15 protein-coding genes are annotated in these 18,656 nt (G+C 56.5%); 7 read left to right on the plus strand and 8 right to left on the minus strand.

What is annotated here, in order from left to right:
• Positions 1-5: 5 nt before the first annotated feature.
• From ACQY4Z_RS09155 to ACQY4Z_RS09185, 7 genes are all read right to left on the minus strand, one after another.
• On the minus strand, positions 6-404 hold the full coding sequence (locus tag ACQY4Z_RS09155; RefSeq protein ID WP_133948828.1) for a cytidine deaminase: 399 nt from the start codon (positions 402-404) through the stop codon (positions 6-8).
• Complete coding sequence (locus ACQY4Z_RS09160) at positions 401-1,369, minus strand: ABC transporter permease (protein WP_133948830.1); 969 nt, start codon at positions 1,367-1,369, stop codon at positions 401-403. Before ACQY4Z_RS09160 ends, ACQY4Z_RS09155 begins: the two co-directional genes overlap by 4 nt.
• Positions 1,370-1,371: 2 nt before the next feature.
• Positions 1,372-2,478, minus strand: a complete 1,107-nt coding sequence (locus ACQY4Z_RS09165; protein WP_428528609.1) for an ABC transporter permease — start codon at positions 2,476-2,478, stop codon at positions 1,372-1,374.
• A complete protein-coding gene (locus ACQY4Z_RS09170; protein WP_428528611.1) occupies positions 2,475-4,028 on the minus strand; it encodes an ABC transporter ATP-binding protein in 1,554 nt (517 codons plus the stop codon). The genes ACQY4Z_RS09165 and ACQY4Z_RS09170 overlap by 4 nt, the downstream gene beginning before the upstream one ends.
• A 70-nt stretch (positions 4,029-4,098) precedes the next feature.
• Positions 4,099-5,091, minus strand: a complete 993-nt coding sequence (locus ACQY4Z_RS09175) for a BMP family lipoprotein (protein WP_428528613.1) — start codon at positions 5,089-5,091, stop codon at positions 4,099-4,101.
• An 86-nt stretch (positions 5,092-5,177) separates the two neighbouring features.
• Positions 5,178-6,179: a BMP family lipoprotein gene (locus ACQY4Z_RS09180; protein WP_409686016.1), complete on the minus strand. Its 1,002-nt coding sequence runs from the start codon at positions 6,177-6,179 to the stop codon at positions 5,178-5,180.
• Between the two features lie 69 nt (positions 6,180-6,248).
• Complete coding sequence (locus tag ACQY4Z_RS09185; protein WP_209002332.1) at positions 6,249-7,232, minus strand: sugar-binding transcriptional regulator; 984 nt, start codon at positions 7,230-7,232, stop codon at positions 6,249-6,251.
• Between the two features lie 658 nt (positions 7,233-7,890).
• On the opposite strand from ACQY4Z_RS09185, the gene ACQY4Z_RS09190 reads away from it, so the two are divergent.
• From ACQY4Z_RS09190 to ACQY4Z_RS09210, 5 genes are all read left to right on the plus strand, one after another.
• The gene (locus ACQY4Z_RS09190; protein WP_428528616.1) at positions 7,891-8,637 is read left to right on the plus strand and encodes a DUF1194 domain-containing protein; all 747 of its coding nucleotides are present in this window, start codon (positions 7,891-7,893) and stop codon (positions 8,635-8,637) included.
• A 195-nt stretch (positions 8,638-8,832) separates the two neighbouring features.
• Positions 8,833-9,264 carry a methylglyoxal synthase gene (locus ACQY4Z_RS09195; RefSeq protein WP_428528618.1) on the plus strand — a complete coding sequence of 144 codons (432 nt, stop codon included), beginning with the start codon at positions 8,833-8,835 and terminating at the stop codon, positions 9,262-9,264.
• Positions 9,261-10,298: a glucokinase gene (gene glk / locus ACQY4Z_RS09200; protein ID WP_428528620.1), complete on the plus strand. Its 1,038-nt coding sequence runs from the start codon at positions 9,261-9,263 to the stop codon at positions 10,296-10,298. Before ACQY4Z_RS09195 ends, glk begins: the two co-directional genes overlap by 4 nt.
• Positions 10,299-10,312: 14 nt before the next feature.
• Entirely contained in the window at positions 10,313-12,784 is a 2,472-nt protein-coding gene (hrpB, locus tag ACQY4Z_RS09205; RefSeq protein WP_428528622.1) for an ATP-dependent helicase HrpB, read from the plus strand.
• Between the two features lie 41 nt (positions 12,785-12,825).
• On the plus strand, positions 12,826-13,608 hold the full coding sequence (locus ACQY4Z_RS09210; RefSeq protein ID WP_428528624.1) for a hypothetical protein: 783 nt from the start codon (positions 12,826-12,828) through the stop codon (positions 13,606-13,608).
• Here the strand turns inward: ACQY4Z_RS09210 and putA are convergent.
• Positions 13,605-16,745, minus strand: a complete 3,141-nt coding sequence (gene putA / locus ACQY4Z_RS09215) for a bifunctional proline dehydrogenase/L-glutamate gamma-semialdehyde dehydrogenase PutA (protein ID WP_428528626.1) — start codon at positions 16,743-16,745, stop codon at positions 13,605-13,607. The two genes, ACQY4Z_RS09210 and putA, sit on opposite strands and share 4 nt — an antisense overlap.
• Positions 16,746-16,886: 141 nt before the next feature.
• Between putA and ACQY4Z_RS09220 the strand changes: the two genes are divergently transcribed.
• Positions 16,887-17,342 carry an Lrp/AsnC ligand binding domain-containing protein gene (locus tag ACQY4Z_RS09220; RefSeq protein WP_055670504.1) on the plus strand — a complete coding sequence of 152 codons (456 nt, stop codon included), beginning with the start codon at positions 16,887-16,889 and terminating at the stop codon, positions 17,340-17,342.
• 96 nt (positions 17,343-17,438) lie between these two features.
• On the plus strand, positions 17,439-18,656 hold the full coding sequence (locus ACQY4Z_RS09225) for an ABC transporter substrate-binding protein (protein WP_428528628.1): 1,218 nt from the start codon (positions 17,439-17,441) through the stop codon (positions 18,654-18,656).

Consider the following 18,656-nt stretch of genomic DNA (forward strand, 5'->3'; position numbering starts at 1 on the left):
GTGGGTCAGTCCTTCTTGTCTTCTAGTTCAAATGCCGCCGGCAGCAATTCATCAAGTGTGAAGCTGCGGCGAATGCCATTGAGGTCCGCAACATGGACCACAAGATTTTCAGTTCCGAACTCCGCAAACCGCTGACGGCACATGCCGCATGGAGTGCAAAGGGCCGCATCGCCAATCACGACCGCTTCTTCGATTTCCCGGTAACCGGCGGCGATCATGGCGCTGGCTGCCCCACCTTCAGCGCATACGCTGACAGGATAGGATGCATTCTCCACATTGCAGCCGGTGAAAATCGTCCCATCCGGAGTGCGGAATGCTGCCCCGACCAGAAAGTTGGAATAAGGAGCATATGCCTTTTCGCGCACCGCCTTGGCGGCTTCGAACAGCTTGTCCAGATCGCTCATGACCGCTCCTTCAGATACGGAATACCAGCAGCTTTCGGCGGGATCGCTTTCCCGATGAAGCCCGCAAGCAAGATCACCGTCAGGATGTATGGTAGCGCCTGGAAGAACTGGACCGGGATCTCGCCAATGCCCGGAACCTCTTGTCCTTGCATGCGGATCGCCGTTGCATCGAGGAACCCAAAGAGCAGGCAAGCGAACATCGCGCTCGCCGGCCGCCACTTGGCGAAGATCAGCGCTGCAAGCGCAATAAAGCCCTTACCGGCGGTCATATCCTTGATGAAACCGGCAGACTGAGCGATCGAAAGATAACTGCCCGCAAGCCCGCAGAGAATGCCGCACGCAATCACGGCCCGGTAGCGAAGCCAGGTCACCGAAATACCGGCCGTGTCCACGGCGGCCGGATTTTCACCCACCGCACGAAGTCGCAAACCGAAACGCGTGCGGAACAGCACCCACCATGTCACAGGCACGGCAACAAAGGCGGCATAGACCAGGATGTTATGACCGGACAAAAGCTCGGCATAGATCGGGCCGATAATCGGCACATCGCGCACTTGCTCAGCGCCCGGCAAGACGATGTCGCGGAAGCGGCCATCCCCTTGAAGCGACGGCGTCCGCCCTCCCTGGCTGAACCAGGTTTGTCCGAGCAGGGCCGTCAAACCGGCCGCCAGGAAGTTGATGGCAACGCCGGAGACAATCTGGTTGCCCCGGTTGGTGATGGACGCAAATCCGTGGATGAGCGCCAGGCCAATCGATACGGCAATGCCCGCCATCAGCCCAATCCAGGCGTTGCCGGTGATATAGGCGACCGCACCGGCGCCGAAGGCCGCGCCAAGCATTTTGCCTTCCAGGCCAATGTCGACGATCCCCGAACGTTCGGAATAAAGCCCTGCCAGACAGGCAAGCAGGAGCGGCGTTGACAGGCGGACCGTGGAATCAAGTGTCAGGATCAACGTCTCAAACATGATCAAGCCTCCTGCGCCGTTTTGGCCCGGGCGGGCGTAAAGAACTGGGCAATGGCAGGCCGGAACATATGCTCAAGCGCACCGGCAAACAGGATGACCAAACCCTGGATCACGATGATCATATCTCGCGTGATGTTTGGCATCTCAAACGAGAGCTCCGCACCGCCCTGGTACAGCATCCCGAACAGGATTGACGCCAGCAGGATACCGACCGGGTGCGCCCGGCCCATCAGCGCAACAGCGATCCCAACAAAACCGTATCCGGTCACGAAATCGATCAACAAGCGATGCTGGGATCCCATGATCTCGTTGATCGCCATCATGCCAGCAAGACCGCCGGAAATCAGCATGGTCACAACTGTGATGCGGACAGGCGAAATACCTGCATAAACTGCCGCTGTCGCGTTGGCGCCAAAGGAGCGGATTTCAAATCCCAGCTTAGTCCGCCAGATCAACAACCAAACCAAGACACAGGCTGCCAAAGCAACAAACAGCGCCAGATTGACCGGCGCGAAACCGAAGCCAAAGGACGGGAAGATGTCGTTCAGGAACGGCAAGCGGCCGCCATCTTCAAAGGTCCGGGTCTCGTTCTGCATGGAGCCCGGCTTTTTCAAAAATCCATTGAGCAGATAAACCATCAGGGAGGCGGCAATGAAGTTGAACATGATGGTGGTAATAACCACGTGGCTCCCGCGCGTTGCCTGAAGCCAGGCCGGGATCAAGGCCCATGCCGCACCCATCAAGGCGGACCCGATGATCGCGAACGGCAATGTCACGTACCACGGCACGTAATGGTCCAACGCCAGACATGCAAAGGCCACGCCTAGACCGCCCAGGTACGCCTGCCCTTCACCGCCAATGTTGAAGAGGCCTGCGTGAAACGCGACCGCCACCGCGAGCCCGGTGAAGATGAAGTTGGTCGCATAAAAGAGTGTGTATCCGAAGCCTTCCGTGTAACCGAGAGAGCCCCAGATCAGGACTTTGACAGCATCGATGGGGTTTTCACCGATCAAGATCACCACAAGACCGGAGACCAGAAATGCGGCCGCAAGATTCAGGAACGGGATCAGGCCGTAATCGACCCACCGGGGTAGCTGGCCGCCACTCATTGGACGTCTCCTTCAACGGCGATCTTTTTGTCCTCAACCCCAGCCATCAGCAGGCCAAGATCGCTTTCTTCCGCATTTGCGCCGCGTTCGCCCACGATCTTACCGTCGAACATCACAAGCACACGATCGGACATGCCACGGATTTCATCTAGTTCAACGGAAACCAAAAGGATGCCCTTACCCGCATCCCGCAATTCAATGAGCCGCTTGTGAATGAATTCGATTGCACCGATATCCACGCCGCGGGTCGGCTGGCCGACCAACAGGATGTCCGGATCCCGTTCGATTTCCCGAGCCAACACTACCTTCTGCTGGTTGCCACCTGAGAAGTTCGCAGTTTTGAGCATCGGGTTGGGCGGTCGGATATCGTATTTCTCGATTTCATCGACCGCATTTTTCTTGATCGCCGGCAGATCCAGCAGAAGGCCTTTCGAATAGGCCGGATCCCGGTGATACCCCAGAATGGAGTTCTCATACTCGGCGAAACTGTTGATCAGCCCCATACGGTGCCGATCTTCTGGAACATGGCCCATGCTCTTTGCGCGCATATCGGCGGCGTCCGGTGCCCGGTTTGCCAGATCAATCGTCTCACCGTTGATTTTCAGCGTGCCCCGGGTTGCGCGTCGAATGCCGGAAAGAGTTTCAAGCAGTTCTGACTGCCCGTTCCCGGACACACCGGCAATGCCAACTATTTCGCCGGCATGCACCTTAAACGAAACATCCTTCACAACTTCAACGCCGCGGCTGTCTGTCACCGTGAGATTTTCCACCTCAAGAACGGACGCCTTGGGTTCAGCAGGTTTCTTGTCGACACGCAACAAGACGCTGCGCCCGACCATCAGCTCGGCAAGCTCTTCCATGGACGTGTTCTTGGTTTCGCGGGTCGCCACCATTTCTCCCCGTCGCATAACCGACACCGTGTCGGTCGCCGCCATGATCTCGCGCAGTTTGTGCGTGATCAGTAGAATGGTTTTGCCTTCGTTCTTCAGAACTTCCAGGATCTTGAATAGGTGGTCCGCCTCAGCAGGCGTCAAAACGCCGGTCGGTTCATCCAAGATCAGGACTTCGGCGCTGCGATAGAGTGCTTTCAGAATTTCGACACGCTGCTGAAGTCCGACCGGCAGCTCACCGGTGATTGCTTCCGGATCAACCCGGAGCTCATATTCGGTTTCCAGACGATGCAGTTCGGATCGGGCCCGGTTTAGACCGCCGGCCAGAAGCGCACTGTCTTCAGCGCCAAGAACGACATTTTCCAGAACGGTGAAATTGTCGACCAGCATGAAGTGCTGGTGAACCATGCCGATCCCCATCCCGATCGCGGCTTTTGAGTCCGAGATCGTGACCTTGTTGCCGTTGACAAGAATGTCTCCCGTGTCGGCCTGGTAAAAGCCGTAAAGGATTGACATCAAGGTCGACTTGCCCGCGCCATTTTCACCGATAATGCCGTGGATTGATCCCTTCTTTACTACAAGGTCGATGTCTTTGTTGGCATGGACCGCCCCAAAGCTTTTGTTGATCTTGCGCAGCTCAATTGCAGGTTTTTCGCTCATGCCATCCCCCAGGCGTGACGATTACTTTTTGTCATTCTTGCTGTGTCCCGTTCGACGTTCGGGCAGGTCTTCAAAAAGGGCACGGCCCATCCGCCACCACATCATGGACCACAATCTCACCTTTGGAGATTGCGTCGACCGCTGCATCTGCAGCCGTTTTCATGTCTTCTGAAATCAGGGCCTGATTGTTCTCATCCAGCACCCAGTCCATTCCGCCTTCTTTCAGGCCCAAGACCTGGATACCAGGCGCGAAGGACCCATCCACTGCGGATGTGAAACTGTCGTAGACCGCATTGTCCACGCGCTTCCGGATAGACGTCAAAACCTTGCCCGGATGCAAACTGTTCTGATTGCTGTCTGTCCCAAGTCCGAGGACCCCGGCATCTGCCGCCGCTTGCAAGACCCCAATCCCGGTCCCACCCGCTGCCTGGATAACCACATCCGCGCCGCGATTGATCTGCCCGCGCGCCAGCTCCGCACCGCGGACCGGATCGGCAAACGCGGCTGGCGTGTCACCGGTCATATTCGACAGGACCTTGGTTTGCTGGTTTGCCGCAAGTGCACCTTGCTTATAACCACACAAGAAACGCTGAATGATCGGAATATCCATACCGCCGACAAATCCGATCGTCCCGGTTTTTGAGGCCATGGCCGCCAACAAGCCACCAATGTAGGCGCCTTCCTGCTCCTTGAAGATGTAGGAACGGACATTTGGCTGCTCGACCACCATATCGACGATGGCAAAATCTTCTTCCGGAAACTCCGACGCCACCTGGCCCAGCGCATTTGCCTGGTTGAACCCGATGGCAACAATTGGTTCACTGCCGCGGCTGGCAAAGTTCCGCAGTGCTTGAAGGCTCTGCGCATCGCGTTCCAGCTCAAACTCCCGCACAGCCTGGCCGGTTTCATCCGTGAAACGTTTCACGCCGTCATAAGCGCTTTCGTTGAACGAGCCATCAAATTTGCCGCCGACCGAATACACAATCGCCGGCTCGGCTTGCGCAGCAAAGGCTGCCAAGCTGCCTAAAACGACAGACACTATTCCTGTACGAAAACGGACCATCAGATCCCCGCTAGACCGCGAACCGGGAAAACCCAAAGAAACGCATCCCGCACACAGAACCGCGCGGGATGCCAAGACAAATCAGATTAGACTGGGCAATTCTGATCAGACATGTAGTCGTGAACGACGATTTCGCCGGAAATGATCTTGTTGGATGCTTCTTCAACAGCAGCCTTCATTTCATCGCTAACGAGTTCGGCATTGTTGTCGTCCAGTGCCCAATCGACACCACCTTCTTTCAGGCCGAGCACTTCAAAGCCTGAAGACCAGGAGTCGTTGGCAGCGTCTTCGAATGCCTGGTAAACGGCAATGTCAACGCGCTTCAGCATCGACGTCAAAACAGAACCCGGATGCAGGCCGTTCTGGTTGCTATCGACGCCGATGCCAAGCTTGCCGGCATCTGCAGCAGCTTGGAGAACACCGATACCGGTAGCGCCTGCTGCGTGGTAGACAACGTCAGCGCCGCTGTCGAACTGGGACTTTGCCAGCTCACCGCCCTTGACCGGGTCGTTCCATGCGGCCCCTGTCGTGCCGGTCATGTTTTCAAAGACTTCAGCGTCCGGCGCTGTCGCCATGACACCCTGCTTGTAACCGCAAGCAAATTTCCGGATCAGCGGGATGTCCATACCACCCACGAAGCCGACTTTATCGCTTTCGGAGGCCATCGCAGCCAGCATGCCGACGATGTAGGACCCTTCGTGCTCCTTGAACAAGATCGAGCGAACGTTCGGAAGATCGACGACCATATCGACGATTGCGAACTGGGTGTCAGGGAACTCCTGCGCCACCTTTTCGACCGCATTGGCCTGGGAGAAGCCAATTGCAACGATCGGGTTCATACCACGTTTTGCAAAGTTCCTTAGAGCCTGCTCACGCTGGCTGTCATTCTGGATCTCGAAATCACGATACTCTGTGCCGGTGTCAGCCTTGAACTGCTCTGCACCAGTGTAGGCTGCTTCGTTGAAAGACTTGTCGAAACGGCCGCCCAAATCATAGAGCACGGCCGGCTTGATGTCGGCAGCCATTGCACCGGCCACCGAAAACGCCAGACCCGCCAAAGCGGTGCTGATGGTCAGAATTTTCTTCACGTATATGTCCTCCGACATGCGGGGGCCTGCCGTCGGCGGGCCCATTTCCCCTCGAGAGACCCAGCTGCTTTATGCAGACTGTGCCAACTGTAACCCGACCCGCGCGCTGAGAGCTTTTGCAAGGCTCTCATCCGCAACCAGATCGGTAATGACACCGGTACGCAGTGCAGCAAGTGTTGCATCCACCTTGCTTTCACCCCCCACCAGCGCAATCACACGACTCCCCCGCACTTCATCAAAATGAAGGCCGACCGCACAATCTCCGAGCGGGTCGGGAGCCAATTCTCCGTCAATCGTCAAGAAGCGCCCCATCAAATCACAAACGGCGCCGCCGGACATTAGGTTTTCCTGCTCCTGCTTGGAGATCATGCCGCGCTGCACGAGGTGCCCTTCATTTTCAACCGAACCCAACCCAATCAGGAAAGCGTCGGACTGACGCGCGCGGCTCATCAGATCCTGAACGCTGCGCTGGGTCAAAAACATCGACTTTTCGTCCTGATTTTCGGCAAAGTACGGCACCGGCAGATAGTATCCGACGCCACCAGTCCGCTCCTGCATCTTCTGGACGATGTCGTAAGGGTTGGCAGCCAATGTGCGCGTCAAGGATCCGCAGATCGACATGATCTCAAGATCGCTGCGCTGGATCTTCGGCAAGGCCTCAACTGATGCCGTCAACGTGCGCCCCATGCCAACGCCCAACCGCTTGACACCAGCACCACCAAGAAGGCCCGATAAGAACTGCGCGGCGGAAACAGCCACTGCCCGCAAGGCTGCATCTTCATCGCCGCTGCCGACATCCGGGGCAATGATGCAATTGGACAGACCGAAATGAGACGTTAGCTCCCGCTCGAGCTGAAGACACTCCATCGGCCTTCCATCGATCTGAAACTTGACGTGCCCGGCTTTTTGAGCGTGCGCGATCAGACGATGGACTTTGGCGGGAGAGACACCTAGCTGAGCGGCGATCTCACCTTGCGTCCGCCCACCGACAAACGACAGCCACGCAGCCCGGATGGCCATGTGAGATGTCAAATCGTCGCCGCGTACCGCCATCGAGAAACCCGCTCCCAAGAGTTATATCTCAAACACGTTTGATCAAGTGCCCCCCTCGAACCAGCCTGATCCGCCATTGCCACGACCATTTACTGATCGCCGCAAAAGCTTTTTGAAAAATTCTTCACATAGTGAGAATTTCTGCAGATCATGTCGCTTCAAGAGCTTTGCGTCAATAAAAAAGCGTCACAAAATTACAGCAAACTGCCGCATTTTTGATCAAAGCGACGTTTTTCCGGCGGAGACGCGAACGGCAAAAAATGCCGCATCATTTTCGCATCTTAAGAGCAAGTGGCAATTTTTGCCGAGCAAACCGGCACTTATTTCCCTTCTGTGGAATAAATGCACTCTGTGCGCATTTGATTTTGCCGGTTAATTATAAATCTAGTACAGTTGGCACACTGTTTGCTCAGTAAATCACGGGCAGCAACCAAATGAGTCAAAGTACCTAAGTAGGATTCGCGAGAAACGAAAAGATAAGAAATTACATAACAAAATAACAAAAAGGGGAGACGTGGCGACCTGGTCAGACGACCGAAAGATGGAGAAACCAATGCGTCTCGACTCAACACAAAACTGTGCACTGAAAGCGTTTAAGTTACTTTTCTTCCTCTGCGTGGCCACCGTATTTTCCACGCAAACTCAAGCACGCGACTTTTTGAGGTCGCCACTTGTTTCAGCGCAATACAGCTATGATCCTGCCAACGAAGTAGACGTTGAGCTGGTGCTCGCTGTCGACATTTCCCAATCCATGGATACCGAAGAGCAGGAGATCCAGCGCGCTGGATATATCTCGGCTCTGACATCTCAAGAGTTTCTGGATGCGATTCAGGTCGGTCCCATCGGCAAAATCGCAATCATGTACATGGAATGGGGCGGTGTTGACGAACATTTCGTCGTCGCCGACTGGACAGTTGTCCAAGATGCGGCTTCGGCGGCGCATTTCGCTTCCAAGGTTTCTGAAGCTCCGTTACGGCAGGTACAACGAACGTCGATTTCCTCCGCACTGGAGAAATCGGTCTGGATGGTTCAGAACAACAAGTACACGGGTTTGCGGCAGGTCATCGACATTTCGGGCGATGGCCCGAACAACCAGGGCGGCTCAGTGACTGCCATGCGTGACCGCATGGTAAACGCCGGTGTGACCATCAACGGCCTTCCGTTGATGATGAAATCAAACAAAAACACCTGGCAAGCCATGTTGAACCTCGACCATTATTACGAAGACTGCGTGATCGGTGGCCCGGGTTCATTTGCAATCCCTGTTCGATCGAAAGAAGGCTTTGCGGATGCAATCCGCATGAAACTTGTCATGGAGATTGCCGGAATTTCGATGCCAGAACCGGACAATTACTTCCACACTGTCTCCGCACGTGAACCGGTGCGTTGTAATTTGTTCGACTGAATAAGCCACGTCTCCATCAAGTGTGTTTAAGCGCACCTGCTCCGGCAGGTGCGTAACTTTTTTTCCCATAGTCTTCGGTTTCTCGGTTTGGCAGAACCATGCAGTCTCGGCGAATTGGGATCTTTCTTTGCGCACGGCCGCCTTTGGCGCTAAACACAAAAACAATTTCCAATCCGTTCTCAAAGGACGTCTGTCATGCCCGCCAAACCAATCCTTGCCCTGGTGGCCCACGATGCCAAAAAAGATGCCATGGTCGAGTTTGCAAAGCGCCATGAAGACAAACTGACTTCATTCGATCTGGTCGCGACCGGCACCACAGGTGGTCGCATTCAAGAAGCCTGCCCCAGCCTGAATATCAATCGATTTAAAAGCGGCCCTTTGGGCGGCGATCAACAGATTGGCGCAATGATTGCGGAAGGGCGCCTGCATGGCTTGATTTTCTTTGTCGATCCGCTGTCCCCAATGCCTCACGATGTCGATGTAAAAGCCCTTATGCGGCTTGCTGTCGTTTATGACATGCCGATGGCATTGAACCCATCAACAGCCGGCATTCTTCTTCGTTCGTCCCGGCTGACCGGATTGACAACGACGTCCAACACACCGGAAGTGGGTGTGGCTGCCCAATGACGTTCCAATCCCAAGCCCCCTTTTCCTATCCGGTCTTGGTTGCCGATATCGGCGGCACGAATGCGCGTTTCGCGATGGTCGAGAATGAGACGGCACCCACCCGGATGTGCGGCAAGACAGCAACCGCAGATCATGCAGACATTTCCTCAGCCATTCGGCAAACCGTATTGCCAAACACTTCGGAACATCCGAGGACTGCCATCATTGCGGTGGCAGGCCCGGTCACCGGCGACAAGATACCTCTGACGAATGCAGCATGGGTGATCGAACCGTTGAGGATGATCTCGGACCTCGGCGTTGACCGAGTCATTGTCCTCAACGACTTCGAAGCGCAAGCCCTTGCCTTGCCTGGATATCAAGGTGCGGATATTGAGCAGGTTGGTAAGGGTGAGGCCCGGCCAAACGCAACAAAATTTGTTCTTGGGCCCGGCACTGGCCTTGGAGCGGCGTCGATGATCTATGCTGCTGACACCTGGGTACCGGTTCCCGGAGAGGGCGGGCATGTGGAACTGGGGCCCGTAACTTCCGAAGACTTTGAGATTTGGCCTTTCATAATCAAGCGCAATGGCCGAATCGGTGCCGAGGAGGTTTTGAGTGGCACAGGGCTTCCGCGCCTCGCCAGAGCCGTTTCCACGTGGATGGATATGACCCGGGACTTTACGACGCCCGCGATGATCACGAAGGCAGCAGAAGAGAACGACCCCGTTGCTCTGAAAACGCTCCAGGTTTTTGCAAGGGCTCTTGGCCGTGTTGCAGGGGACTTTGCGTTGACGACCCTCGCTCGCGGCGGTGTGTATCTGACCGGCGGCATCACGCCGCGCATCCCGCAGTTCTTGACGGACGGAAATTTCCGCGCTGCCTTTGAAGCAAAGGCGCCTCATGAACAGCTGATGCACAAAATCCCGACCTTTATTGTGCGTCATCCGGACCCTGCGCTGGAGGGTTTGGCGGCCTATGCCCGACAACCCGAACAATTTGCGGTCGATCGGCGCGGGCGCGAATGGATAGTCAATCCGGCAACAATCCCGGCGTGAGGCCCCGATCATCCGTGGCAAAGACACCAGAGTTTAAAACGTCGTTACCAATTGACGGGGTTCTGCCGGAACTGCTCTCAGCGCTAGAGACAAACACCAACGCTGTTCTTGTTGCAGAACCAGGCGCTGGCAAAACGACACGCGTACCGCTCGCGCTTCTGAATGCTTCTTGGCGGGGCGACGGCAAGATACTGGTCCTGGAACCACGGCGCCTTGCCGCGCGAGCCGCCGCCCGGCGTATGGCAAGTGAACTTGGCGAACGTCCCGGCGAAACAGTTGGTTACCGCGTGCGCATGGAAACCAAGGTAAGCGCTCAAACACGGATCGAGGTTGTTACCGAAGGTGTGTTCACCCGCATGGTTCTCGATGATCCGGAATTGAACGGTGTTGCCGCAATCCTCTTTGATGAATTCCACGAGCGGTCGCTCGATGGAGATCTGGGACTCGCCCTAAGCCTGGACGTACAAGGCGCCTTGCGAGATGACCTTCGGCTCGTCCCGATGTCTGCGACGATTGACGCATCCGGCATCGCCCAGTTGCTCGGCAACGCTCCTGTGATCGAAAGCAAAGGCCGCAGTTTTCCGGTTGAAACGCGTTACCTTGGCCGCGCTCAAAATGAGCGGATCGAACATCAGATCTCGAGAGCTGTTCAACAGGCGATCCGCGAAGAAAGCGGTTCTGTTCTTGTTTTCCTGCCCGGTCAGGGCGAAATCAAAGGGACGGCGGATCTGCTTGCCGGAAAAGTTGCCCCAAACTGCCAAATCACCCCACTTTATGGCGGCCTGGACAGCAAGGCGCAGGACGCAGCCATCCGGCCAGCCAACGATGGCAATCGCAAGATCGTGCTCGCCAGCGCCATTGCCCAGACCTCCCTCACAATTGAGGGGGTCCGTGTCGTCATCGACAGCGGCCTGGCGCGCGTTCCCAGATATGAGCCGCAAACGGGCCTCACACGTTTGGAGACAGTGCGGGTTTCGAGAGCTTCTGCTGACCAAAGACGGGGGCGTGCCGGGCGAACGGAACCAGGTGTGTGTTACCGGCTTTGGGACGAAGCGCAAACTGTTTCATTGCCCGCAGCCGAGACACCGGAAATTCTGGAAGCCGATCTCACCGGCCTCGTGCTGGATCTTGCGGCCTGGGGCACCTCGGATCCGGCATCTCTCACGTTTCCAGATCCACCACCAACAGCTCCCTGGAACGAAGCGGTCGCGCTATTGGCGGACTTAAATGCGCTCGACAGTTCCGGGCGGTTGACAGCGGAGGGAAAAAGCCTCGCAAAGCTTCCTTTGCATCCGCGGCTCGCCCACATGGTGATGGAGGGTGCGGCGCGGGATCTGGGCTATACGGCAGCGCTCATCGCCTTGTTGCTTTCTGAACCTGGGCTCGGAGGACGCGATCCCGATCTGCGCGCGCGCTTGCAGGCGTTGAAGAACGACAGAGGCCAACGCGCAAAGGACGGCAAAGCGCTAGCAGCGCGTTGGTTGAAACTTGCCGGCGGCAGCGGCTCGGAAATCGATATCGAAAGCGGCGGCATGCTGCTCGCCCTCGCCTATCCAGATCGCGTCGCCCAGGCACGGGGCGCAACGGGGCGTTTTCGTCTCGCCAATGGCCGCGGTGCCGAATTGCCCGCAGAGCATGGCTTGGCATCAGAACCATTCCTGACTGTAGCGGATATTCAAGGCAAAGCAGCGAGTGGCAGGATCCAGCTTTGCGCGCCCATAAGCCGTGATGAAATCGAGGATTTGTTTTCCAACGACATCATTGAAGACGATGAGGTGCAACTGACCAAAGAAGGTACCCTGAAGGCACGGCGTGTCTTGCGGTACAAGGCCGTCGAGTTGCAATCGCGAAACATAACCTCACCCGATCCGGCAGCTATCGAGAAGGCCCTCTTGTCAGAGGTCCGGCGGCGCGGGATTTCCCGCCTCCCCTGGAGCAAGGAACAGGACCGTCTGCGCAAGCGTCTAGGCTATGCGCGGGAAAACGGTGCAAATGATCTACCGGACCTGTCAGATCATGCGCTCACCGGCAGCCTCGAGGACTGGCTTGCACCGTTTCTCGCTGGCCTGACCAGCTTGGCCGCGATTGATGCCTCCGTACTCGGGACCGCGCTCGCCGCAAAACTTCCTTACGATGCGACTGAGAAACTTGAAGCCATCGCACCGTCCCATTTCACGGCCCCGACTGGGAGCCGGGTACCGATCGACTATGGTGCGGCGGCAGGGCCGACTATGTCGATCCGTGTGCAGGAGTTGTTCGGCCTCAGTGATCACCCAGTTGTTTGCAACGGGCGTTTGCCGCTGCTTCTGGAGCTTCTTTCTCCCGCCCAGAGACCCATCCAGATAACCAAGGATCTGCCGGGCTTTTGGGCGGGGTCCTGGTCCGACGTGAAAGCCGACATGAAAGGTCGGTATCCCAAACATCCGTGGCCTGATGATCCGACTTCAGCTGAAGCCACACGGCGGGCAAAGCCAAAGGGAAGCTGAATTTCCCTTTCTACCTGTGATAGAGTTTCGCCGGAGGTTTTATGCTCGATCGTCGTGACATCTTGAATAACCTGGCGGATCCGGAAACTTATCCGGCTGAGATGCTCGCCTACTGTCTGAAAAACCCGGATCGCTCAGCTGCTATCTTTCTGCCAATCCTTGGTAAGGCCGCAAACGGCACGGAATTGGACGCATTGGAGAAGCGGTCTTTTTACCTCGGCCTTCACATCCTCGCCGTCCTTCAAATACCAAACACATTTGACGGCGTTTATAGACTTGCGACCCAGCAGCCTCTGCTACTTGCGGACCTTCTTGGAGAAGCTGGATTGGGCCAGACTTTTTCCCGTGTCCTGATGTGCCTCAGTCGTGGAAAGGCAACGGATCTTTGGCAAGGCTTTCAGAACAACACGCTGGATTTCATGATCCGGGATGCGTTTTTGAGGGCTTGGACCTACGAGGCGCTTATGGGCAGGGTCAATGCCGTCGCCGCGGAACGCAGACTTCGGGGCTTCCTGAAATCGGAAGCTGCCCCGCTACCGGACGACCAGATCTGGAGCGGCTGGTTGATAGCGATCGCCGATCTCGGATACTCGGAGCTTATGCCTCTGGCTCGGGACGCTGTCTCCTCGGGACGCATCCTGGCGGAGGATGATAACTTGGCAGCCAGAGAATTTGATGGTTTTGAAACCGCCCTTACCGAAGCACAATCGAACACGGACCTACCTGAGTTCTTAAAGGCACGCGGCTACATTCCGTTCGGCGAAGGCGAAGGGGACTGGGGCGATTGTTTCGTCAATTCGCCCCAATCTCAAAAACCGCTCTAGTCGTCGGACGCAGCAACCAGACTTGCGTTGCCACCGGCAGCAGCCGTATTGATCGAAACCACCTGCTCCAAAGCAAAGCGGGTCAGATAAGCAGGTCCACCGGCTTTGGGTCCGGTGCCGGACAATCCGGAGCCACCGAACGGCTGGGTTCCCACAACGGCGCCGATTGTATTCCGATTGACGTAAACATTGCCGACTGACAAGCGGTCGACGACTTTCTTCACGGTGGCGTCAATCCGGCTGTGAACACCGAGTGTCAAGCCGTAGCCAGTCGCGGCGATCTGATCGAGGACCTTGTCGATATCCTTGGCCTTGTAGCGGACGACGTGGAGCACTGGCCCAAACACTTCGCGGGTGAGCGCTTCCGCCTTGTCCAGTTCAATGATGTGCGGCGCGATCCAAGACCCGTTAGATAGGCTTCCCTCCGGCGTTTTCCCGGCAAAGCGCAGCGTCTGGTTTTCCTGCATTTCGTCGATATGCGCCTGAATGTTTGCCTTGGCTTCATCGTCAATCACCGGGCCAATGTCGGTTGATGGAAGACGGGGATCGCCAAGCTCCAGTTCCTTTGCAGCGCCTTCCAGCATGGCCAACAGGGTATCTGCCACATCTTCCTGAACATAGAGCAAGCGCAGAGCGGAGCAGCGTTGACCGGCGGACCGGAAGGCGGACATCATGACGTCATCGCAGACCTGTTCCGGCAAGGCCGTCGCATCGACCAGCATGGCATTGATGCCACCGGTTTCTGCAATGAGCGGCACGATTGGACCGCGTTTCATGGCAAGTGTCCGGTTGATCGCCCAAGCGGTTTCCGTTGAACCAGTGAAGGCAACGCCGGCGACCTTCGGATGCGCGGTCAAGGCAGCCCCGACCTCGCCATCGCCAGGCAAGAGCAGAAACACGTCCTCCGGCACCCCAGCTTCATAGAGCAGCTTTGCGGTCTCATAGGCGATAAGTGGCGTTTGTTCTGCAGGCTTTGCGATGACCGCATTTCCGGCAAGTAGGGCGGCGCTGATCTGGCCAAGGAAAATCGCAAGCGGGAAATTCCAGGGTGAGATGCAAACGAACACGCCCCGGCCACGATGACGATACCGGTTCTCTTCGCCGGTTGGTCCCGGCATCAAGCGCCCATCGCCAAACTGGGTGCGCGCTTCTTGCGCATAGTAGCGACAGAAATCAACGGCCTCCCGGATCTCAGCGATCCCGTCCGGCAAACACTTGCCGGCCTCAACTGACAGAATGGTCATCAGACGGTCGCGGTTGTCTTCCAGAAGATCCCCGACTTTTGCCAGGATGTCCGCGCGCTCTTCCACGGGGCGGCGTGACCAGCGCTCGAACCCGGCCTGAGCAACATCCATTGCTTTTTCTGCAGTTGCCTTGTCGGCAAATGAAACTGTCCCCGCCTTGGTTGTCCCGTCCATTGGAGAAAAGATCGGGTTCGGTTCGCCGTTCGCTGGAAGCCCTTTACCAAGCGGCGTCGCAACCGTGAACGGAGCTGTGGTCTCTGCCATTCCGCGAACAAGAATGTTGCGCTCTTCGGCCCAACCGAACTCGACGCCATCCGAGTTTTTCCGGCTAGCCCCATACAGATCATCCGGCATCGGGATGGAACGGTTTGCGGCGTGGTGGCCACCATCAAGAATTTCGCGCGGCCGTTCCAACATGGCTTCGACGGGGACGGATGTATCGCCAACAATCGTCACAAAGGACGAGTTGGCGCCGTTTTCCAAGAGACGGCGGACCAAATAAGCCAGCAGATCCTTATGCCCGCCCACCGGAGCATAAATCCGGGTCGGGAACCCATCCCGCTCGCAGACGGATTTGAACAGGCTTTCGCCCATGCCGTGGAGGCGCTGGAACTCGTAGCCATCCGCATTTCCGCCCGCCAATTCCACGATCTGCGCGACCGTCAACGCGTTGTGAGTCGCAAATTGCGGATAAAGAACATCGCGTGCAGCAAGCATCCGTTTGGCGCAACACAAATAGGATAGGTCCGTTGCCGCCTTTCGGGTGAAGACCGGATAGCCGTCCGCGCCATTCTCCTGGGCGTGTTTGATCTCCGTATCCCAGTACGCGCCTTTTACAAGACGCACCATCAACTTGCGATCGGTTTTGCGCGCAGCATCCACCAGCCAGTCGATCACATGGACGGCTCTTTTCTGATAGGCCTGAACGGCAAGGCCAAATCCGTCCCAACCTTCTGTGACCGGGTCAGACAAAAGTGCCGCGATGACGTCCAGGGATATTTCGAGGCGATCTGCCTCCTCTGCATCGACGGTGAAGTTAAGATCCCGCTCGCGCGCCATCTGCACGAGTTTTGTGAGGCGTGGCAGCAACTCTTCCTGAACACGGGCGCCTTTGATGGCCTCATACCGCGGATGCAGAGCGGAAAGCTTCACCGAAATACCGGGACGATCAGGAAGCTTTTTGTCGCCGGCAGATTTGCCGATCGCTTCGATCGCAGTGGCATAGGATTGGAAATAGCGCTCGGCATCCTTTTCGGTCCGAGCCCCTTCGCCCAGCATATCATAGGAGTAGCGGTAGCCCTTGGCTTCCTGGGTCTTCGCGCGTTCCAAAGCCTTTGTGATGGTTTCGCCCAGAACAAACTGATGCCCGAGCAGTTGCATGGCTTTGCGAGTGGCGAGCCGGACCGTCGGCATACCCATGCGCTTGACCAGGCTGGAAAGAATGTTCTGCGGCGTGTCCCCTGGATGCAAAAGACGGGAGGTGACGCCCAGCGCCCAGGATGACGCCGAAACAAGCCAGGTGTCCGATTTCGGCCCGCTCGGATCATCAAACTTGGCTGCAGCCAGCTTGTCCTCGATCAGCTTGTCTGCCGTTTCAGCATCCGGAACCCGAAGCAAGGCTTCGGCCAACACCATCATGGCAAGACCCTCGCGGGTGGTCAGCCCAAACTCCCGCATGAAGTCTTCCACACCGCCAAGACCAACCTGAACTGACCGCATGTCATCGATGTATCCGCGGGCCCGCTGATCAATCAGCTTTTCAACGACCGGGTCCCCGGCAGCTTCTTTCAAAAGCGCTTCCACAAGGGGCTTGTCGCTCGGCGCATAATCGGCGCGAAACGGTTGCAGATCTTTTTCACTAACGCCCGGCAAAACGGCAGCAGTTGCGGACATAGGCACCTCCCAAAGTGGCCCAAGCAAGGCCAAACGATACATTCGCCTATGATAACCCTCAACTGGCTGTGTTTTTCTCTATTTTTTACCAAATATACGAAGTATATACCTTCAGAAATCATATATTCGGACAAAATCCACATGCTCGACGCAACGGACCGACGAATTCTCAAGGTACTTCAGGAAGACGGCCGGATCACCAACACTGACCTTTCGGAAAAAGTCCGGCTATCTCCGACAGCAACGGCCGAGCGCGTCAAACGTTTGACACGGGAAAAATATATCGAACATTTTTCGGCAAGCCTGGACCCGAAGAAGGTGGACCGGGGGCTTTTGGTTTTTGTCGAAATCCGGCTGGAACGCACATCACCGGAGATCTTTGATGCCTTCAAGCGCGCCGTCGAACGATCGCCAGATATTCTGGAATGCCACATGGTTGCCGGGGGATACGATTACCTGATGAAAAGCCGGGTCAAGGACATGGAGGCCTACCGGGCGTTCCTGTCTGATGTGGTGCTGGCCCTTCCCGGCGTCCGGGAAACGCATACTTATGCGGTCATGGAAGAAATAAAGGACACGCATATCCTGCCGGTCTGAGCCCAGTCCGGATGCGCAGGCTAATCACAAAGCCTTGTCTTGACTGTGTCCATTGCCATAAGCGAGGGAGAACATTCCCGCACCATGAGGATTGAAATGAAACGTCTGCTTATCGCTGCCGCTGCCCTTATCTCCGGTCTTTTCACGTTACAGCCGGTGTCGGCACAAGACAGCGACTGGCAAGATGTTCTGGACGAAGCCAAGGGACAGACGGTTTACTTCCATGCATGGGGCGGCGAGCCGCGGATCAACGCCTACATCCAATGGGCCGCGCGGGAAGTTGAAAACCTCTATGATGTCCGGGTTGTTCATGTGAAGGTCAGCGACACTGCGAGTGTCGTCTCCCAGGTACTCGCAGAGAAGTCAGTCGGCAAGACGAGCGGTGGCGGCGTCGACCTCGTCTGGATCAACGGCGAAAACTTTGCCGCCATGAAAACAAGTGGCTTGCTCGCAGGACCCAATTGGGCACAAAGCCTGCCGAACTGGACGTATGTCGACACGGAAAACAAACCGACAGTCCTGGTCGACTTTACCGTTCCAACAGACGGACAAGAAAGTCCTTGGGGCATGGCCAAGCTGGTCTTCATGTATGACACTGCACGGCTCGATACACCTCCAGCGTCGCTCAACGCGCTGCTCGCATATGCGAAGTCCAATCCGGGCCGTTTCTCCTACCCGCAACCGCCGAATTTCTATGGAACGACCTTCCTGAAGCAAGCACTCCTCAACACCATCGCGGATACAGCCGTGCTGTCTGCTCCGGTCGAACCGAACGAATTCGAGGCGCAGACGGCGCCGTTGTTCAATTTCCTGGATGAGCTGCATCCGCATCTCTGGCGTCAGGGACAAGCTTTCCCGAAGAACGCGGCCCATATGCGTCAACTCCTTGCGGACAGTGAAATCGACATCGCCTTTTCATTCAATCCGGGTGATGCATCCGGAGCAATTGTGAATGGCGAACTGCCACCAACTGTACGTACATTCGTTTTTGATGGCGGCACAGTCGGCAATACTCACTTTGTCGCCATTCCGTTCAACAGTTCGGCTCAGGAAGGCGCACAGGTTTTCGCGAACCATTTGCTGTCACCAATGGCCCAGATGCGCAAACAGGACCCGGAAATTTGGGGCGACCCGACCGTGTTGAACGTGGCTGGCCTTCCAGCCAATGAAAAAGCTTTGTTCGATACCCAAGACCTTGGACCTGCGACCCTGACACCTGAAGAACTTGGCCCAACTCTCCCAGAACCGCATCCGAGCTGGGTCACTGCCCTGGAACAGGCTTGGGCAACACGTTACGGCGCAGGGGGCCAATAA

The organism is Roseibium sp. (assembly GCF_965276855.1).
Lineage (GTDB): Bacteria > Pseudomonadota > Alphaproteobacteria > Rhizobiales > Stappiaceae > Roseibium.

Coding starts and splice junctions, on each gene's coding strand:
- ACQY4Z_RS09165 (WP_428528609.1), bottom strand. CDS start 2,478: ATGAGTGGCGGCCAGCTACCCCGGTGGGTCGATTACGGCCTGATCCCG.
- ACQY4Z_RS09170 (WP_428528611.1), bottom strand. CDS start 4,028: ATGAGCGAAAAACCTGCAATTGAGCTGCGCAAGATCAACAAAAGCTTT.
- ACQY4Z_RS09160 (WP_133948830.1), bottom strand. CDS start 1,369: ATGTTTGAGACGTTGATCCTGACACTTGATTCCACGGTCCGCCTGTCA.
- ACQY4Z_RS09185 (WP_209002332.1), bottom strand. CDS start 7,232: ATGGCGGTACGCGGCGACGATTTGACATCTCACATGGCCATCCGGGCT.
- ACQY4Z_RS09175 (WP_428528613.1), bottom strand. CDS start 5,091: ATGGTCCGTTTTCGTACAGGAATAGTGTCTGTCGTTTTAGGCAGCTTG.
- ACQY4Z_RS09155 (WP_133948828.1), bottom strand. CDS start 404: ATGAGCGATCTGGACAAGCTGTTCGAAGCCGCCAAGGCGGTGCGCGAA.
- putA (WP_428528626.1), bottom strand. CDS start 16,745: ATGTCCGCAACTGCTGCCGTTTTGCCGGGCGTTAGTGAAAAAGATCTG.
- glk (WP_428528620.1), top strand. CDS start 9,261: ATGACGTTCCAATCCCAAGCCCCCTTTTCCTATCCGGTCTTGGTTGCC.
- ACQY4Z_RS09210 (WP_428528624.1), top strand. CDS start 12,826: ATGCTCGATCGTCGTGACATCTTGAATAACCTGGCGGATCCGGAAACT.
- ACQY4Z_RS09195 (WP_428528618.1), top strand. CDS start 8,833: ATGCCCGCCAAACCAATCCTTGCCCTGGTGGCCCACGATGCCAAAAAA.
- ACQY4Z_RS09220 (WP_055670504.1), top strand. CDS start 16,887: ATGCTCGACGCAACGGACCGACGAATTCTCAAGGTACTTCAGGAAGAC.
- ACQY4Z_RS09225 (WP_428528628.1), top strand. CDS start 17,439: ATGAAACGTCTGCTTATCGCTGCCGCTGCCCTTATCTCCGGTCTTTTC.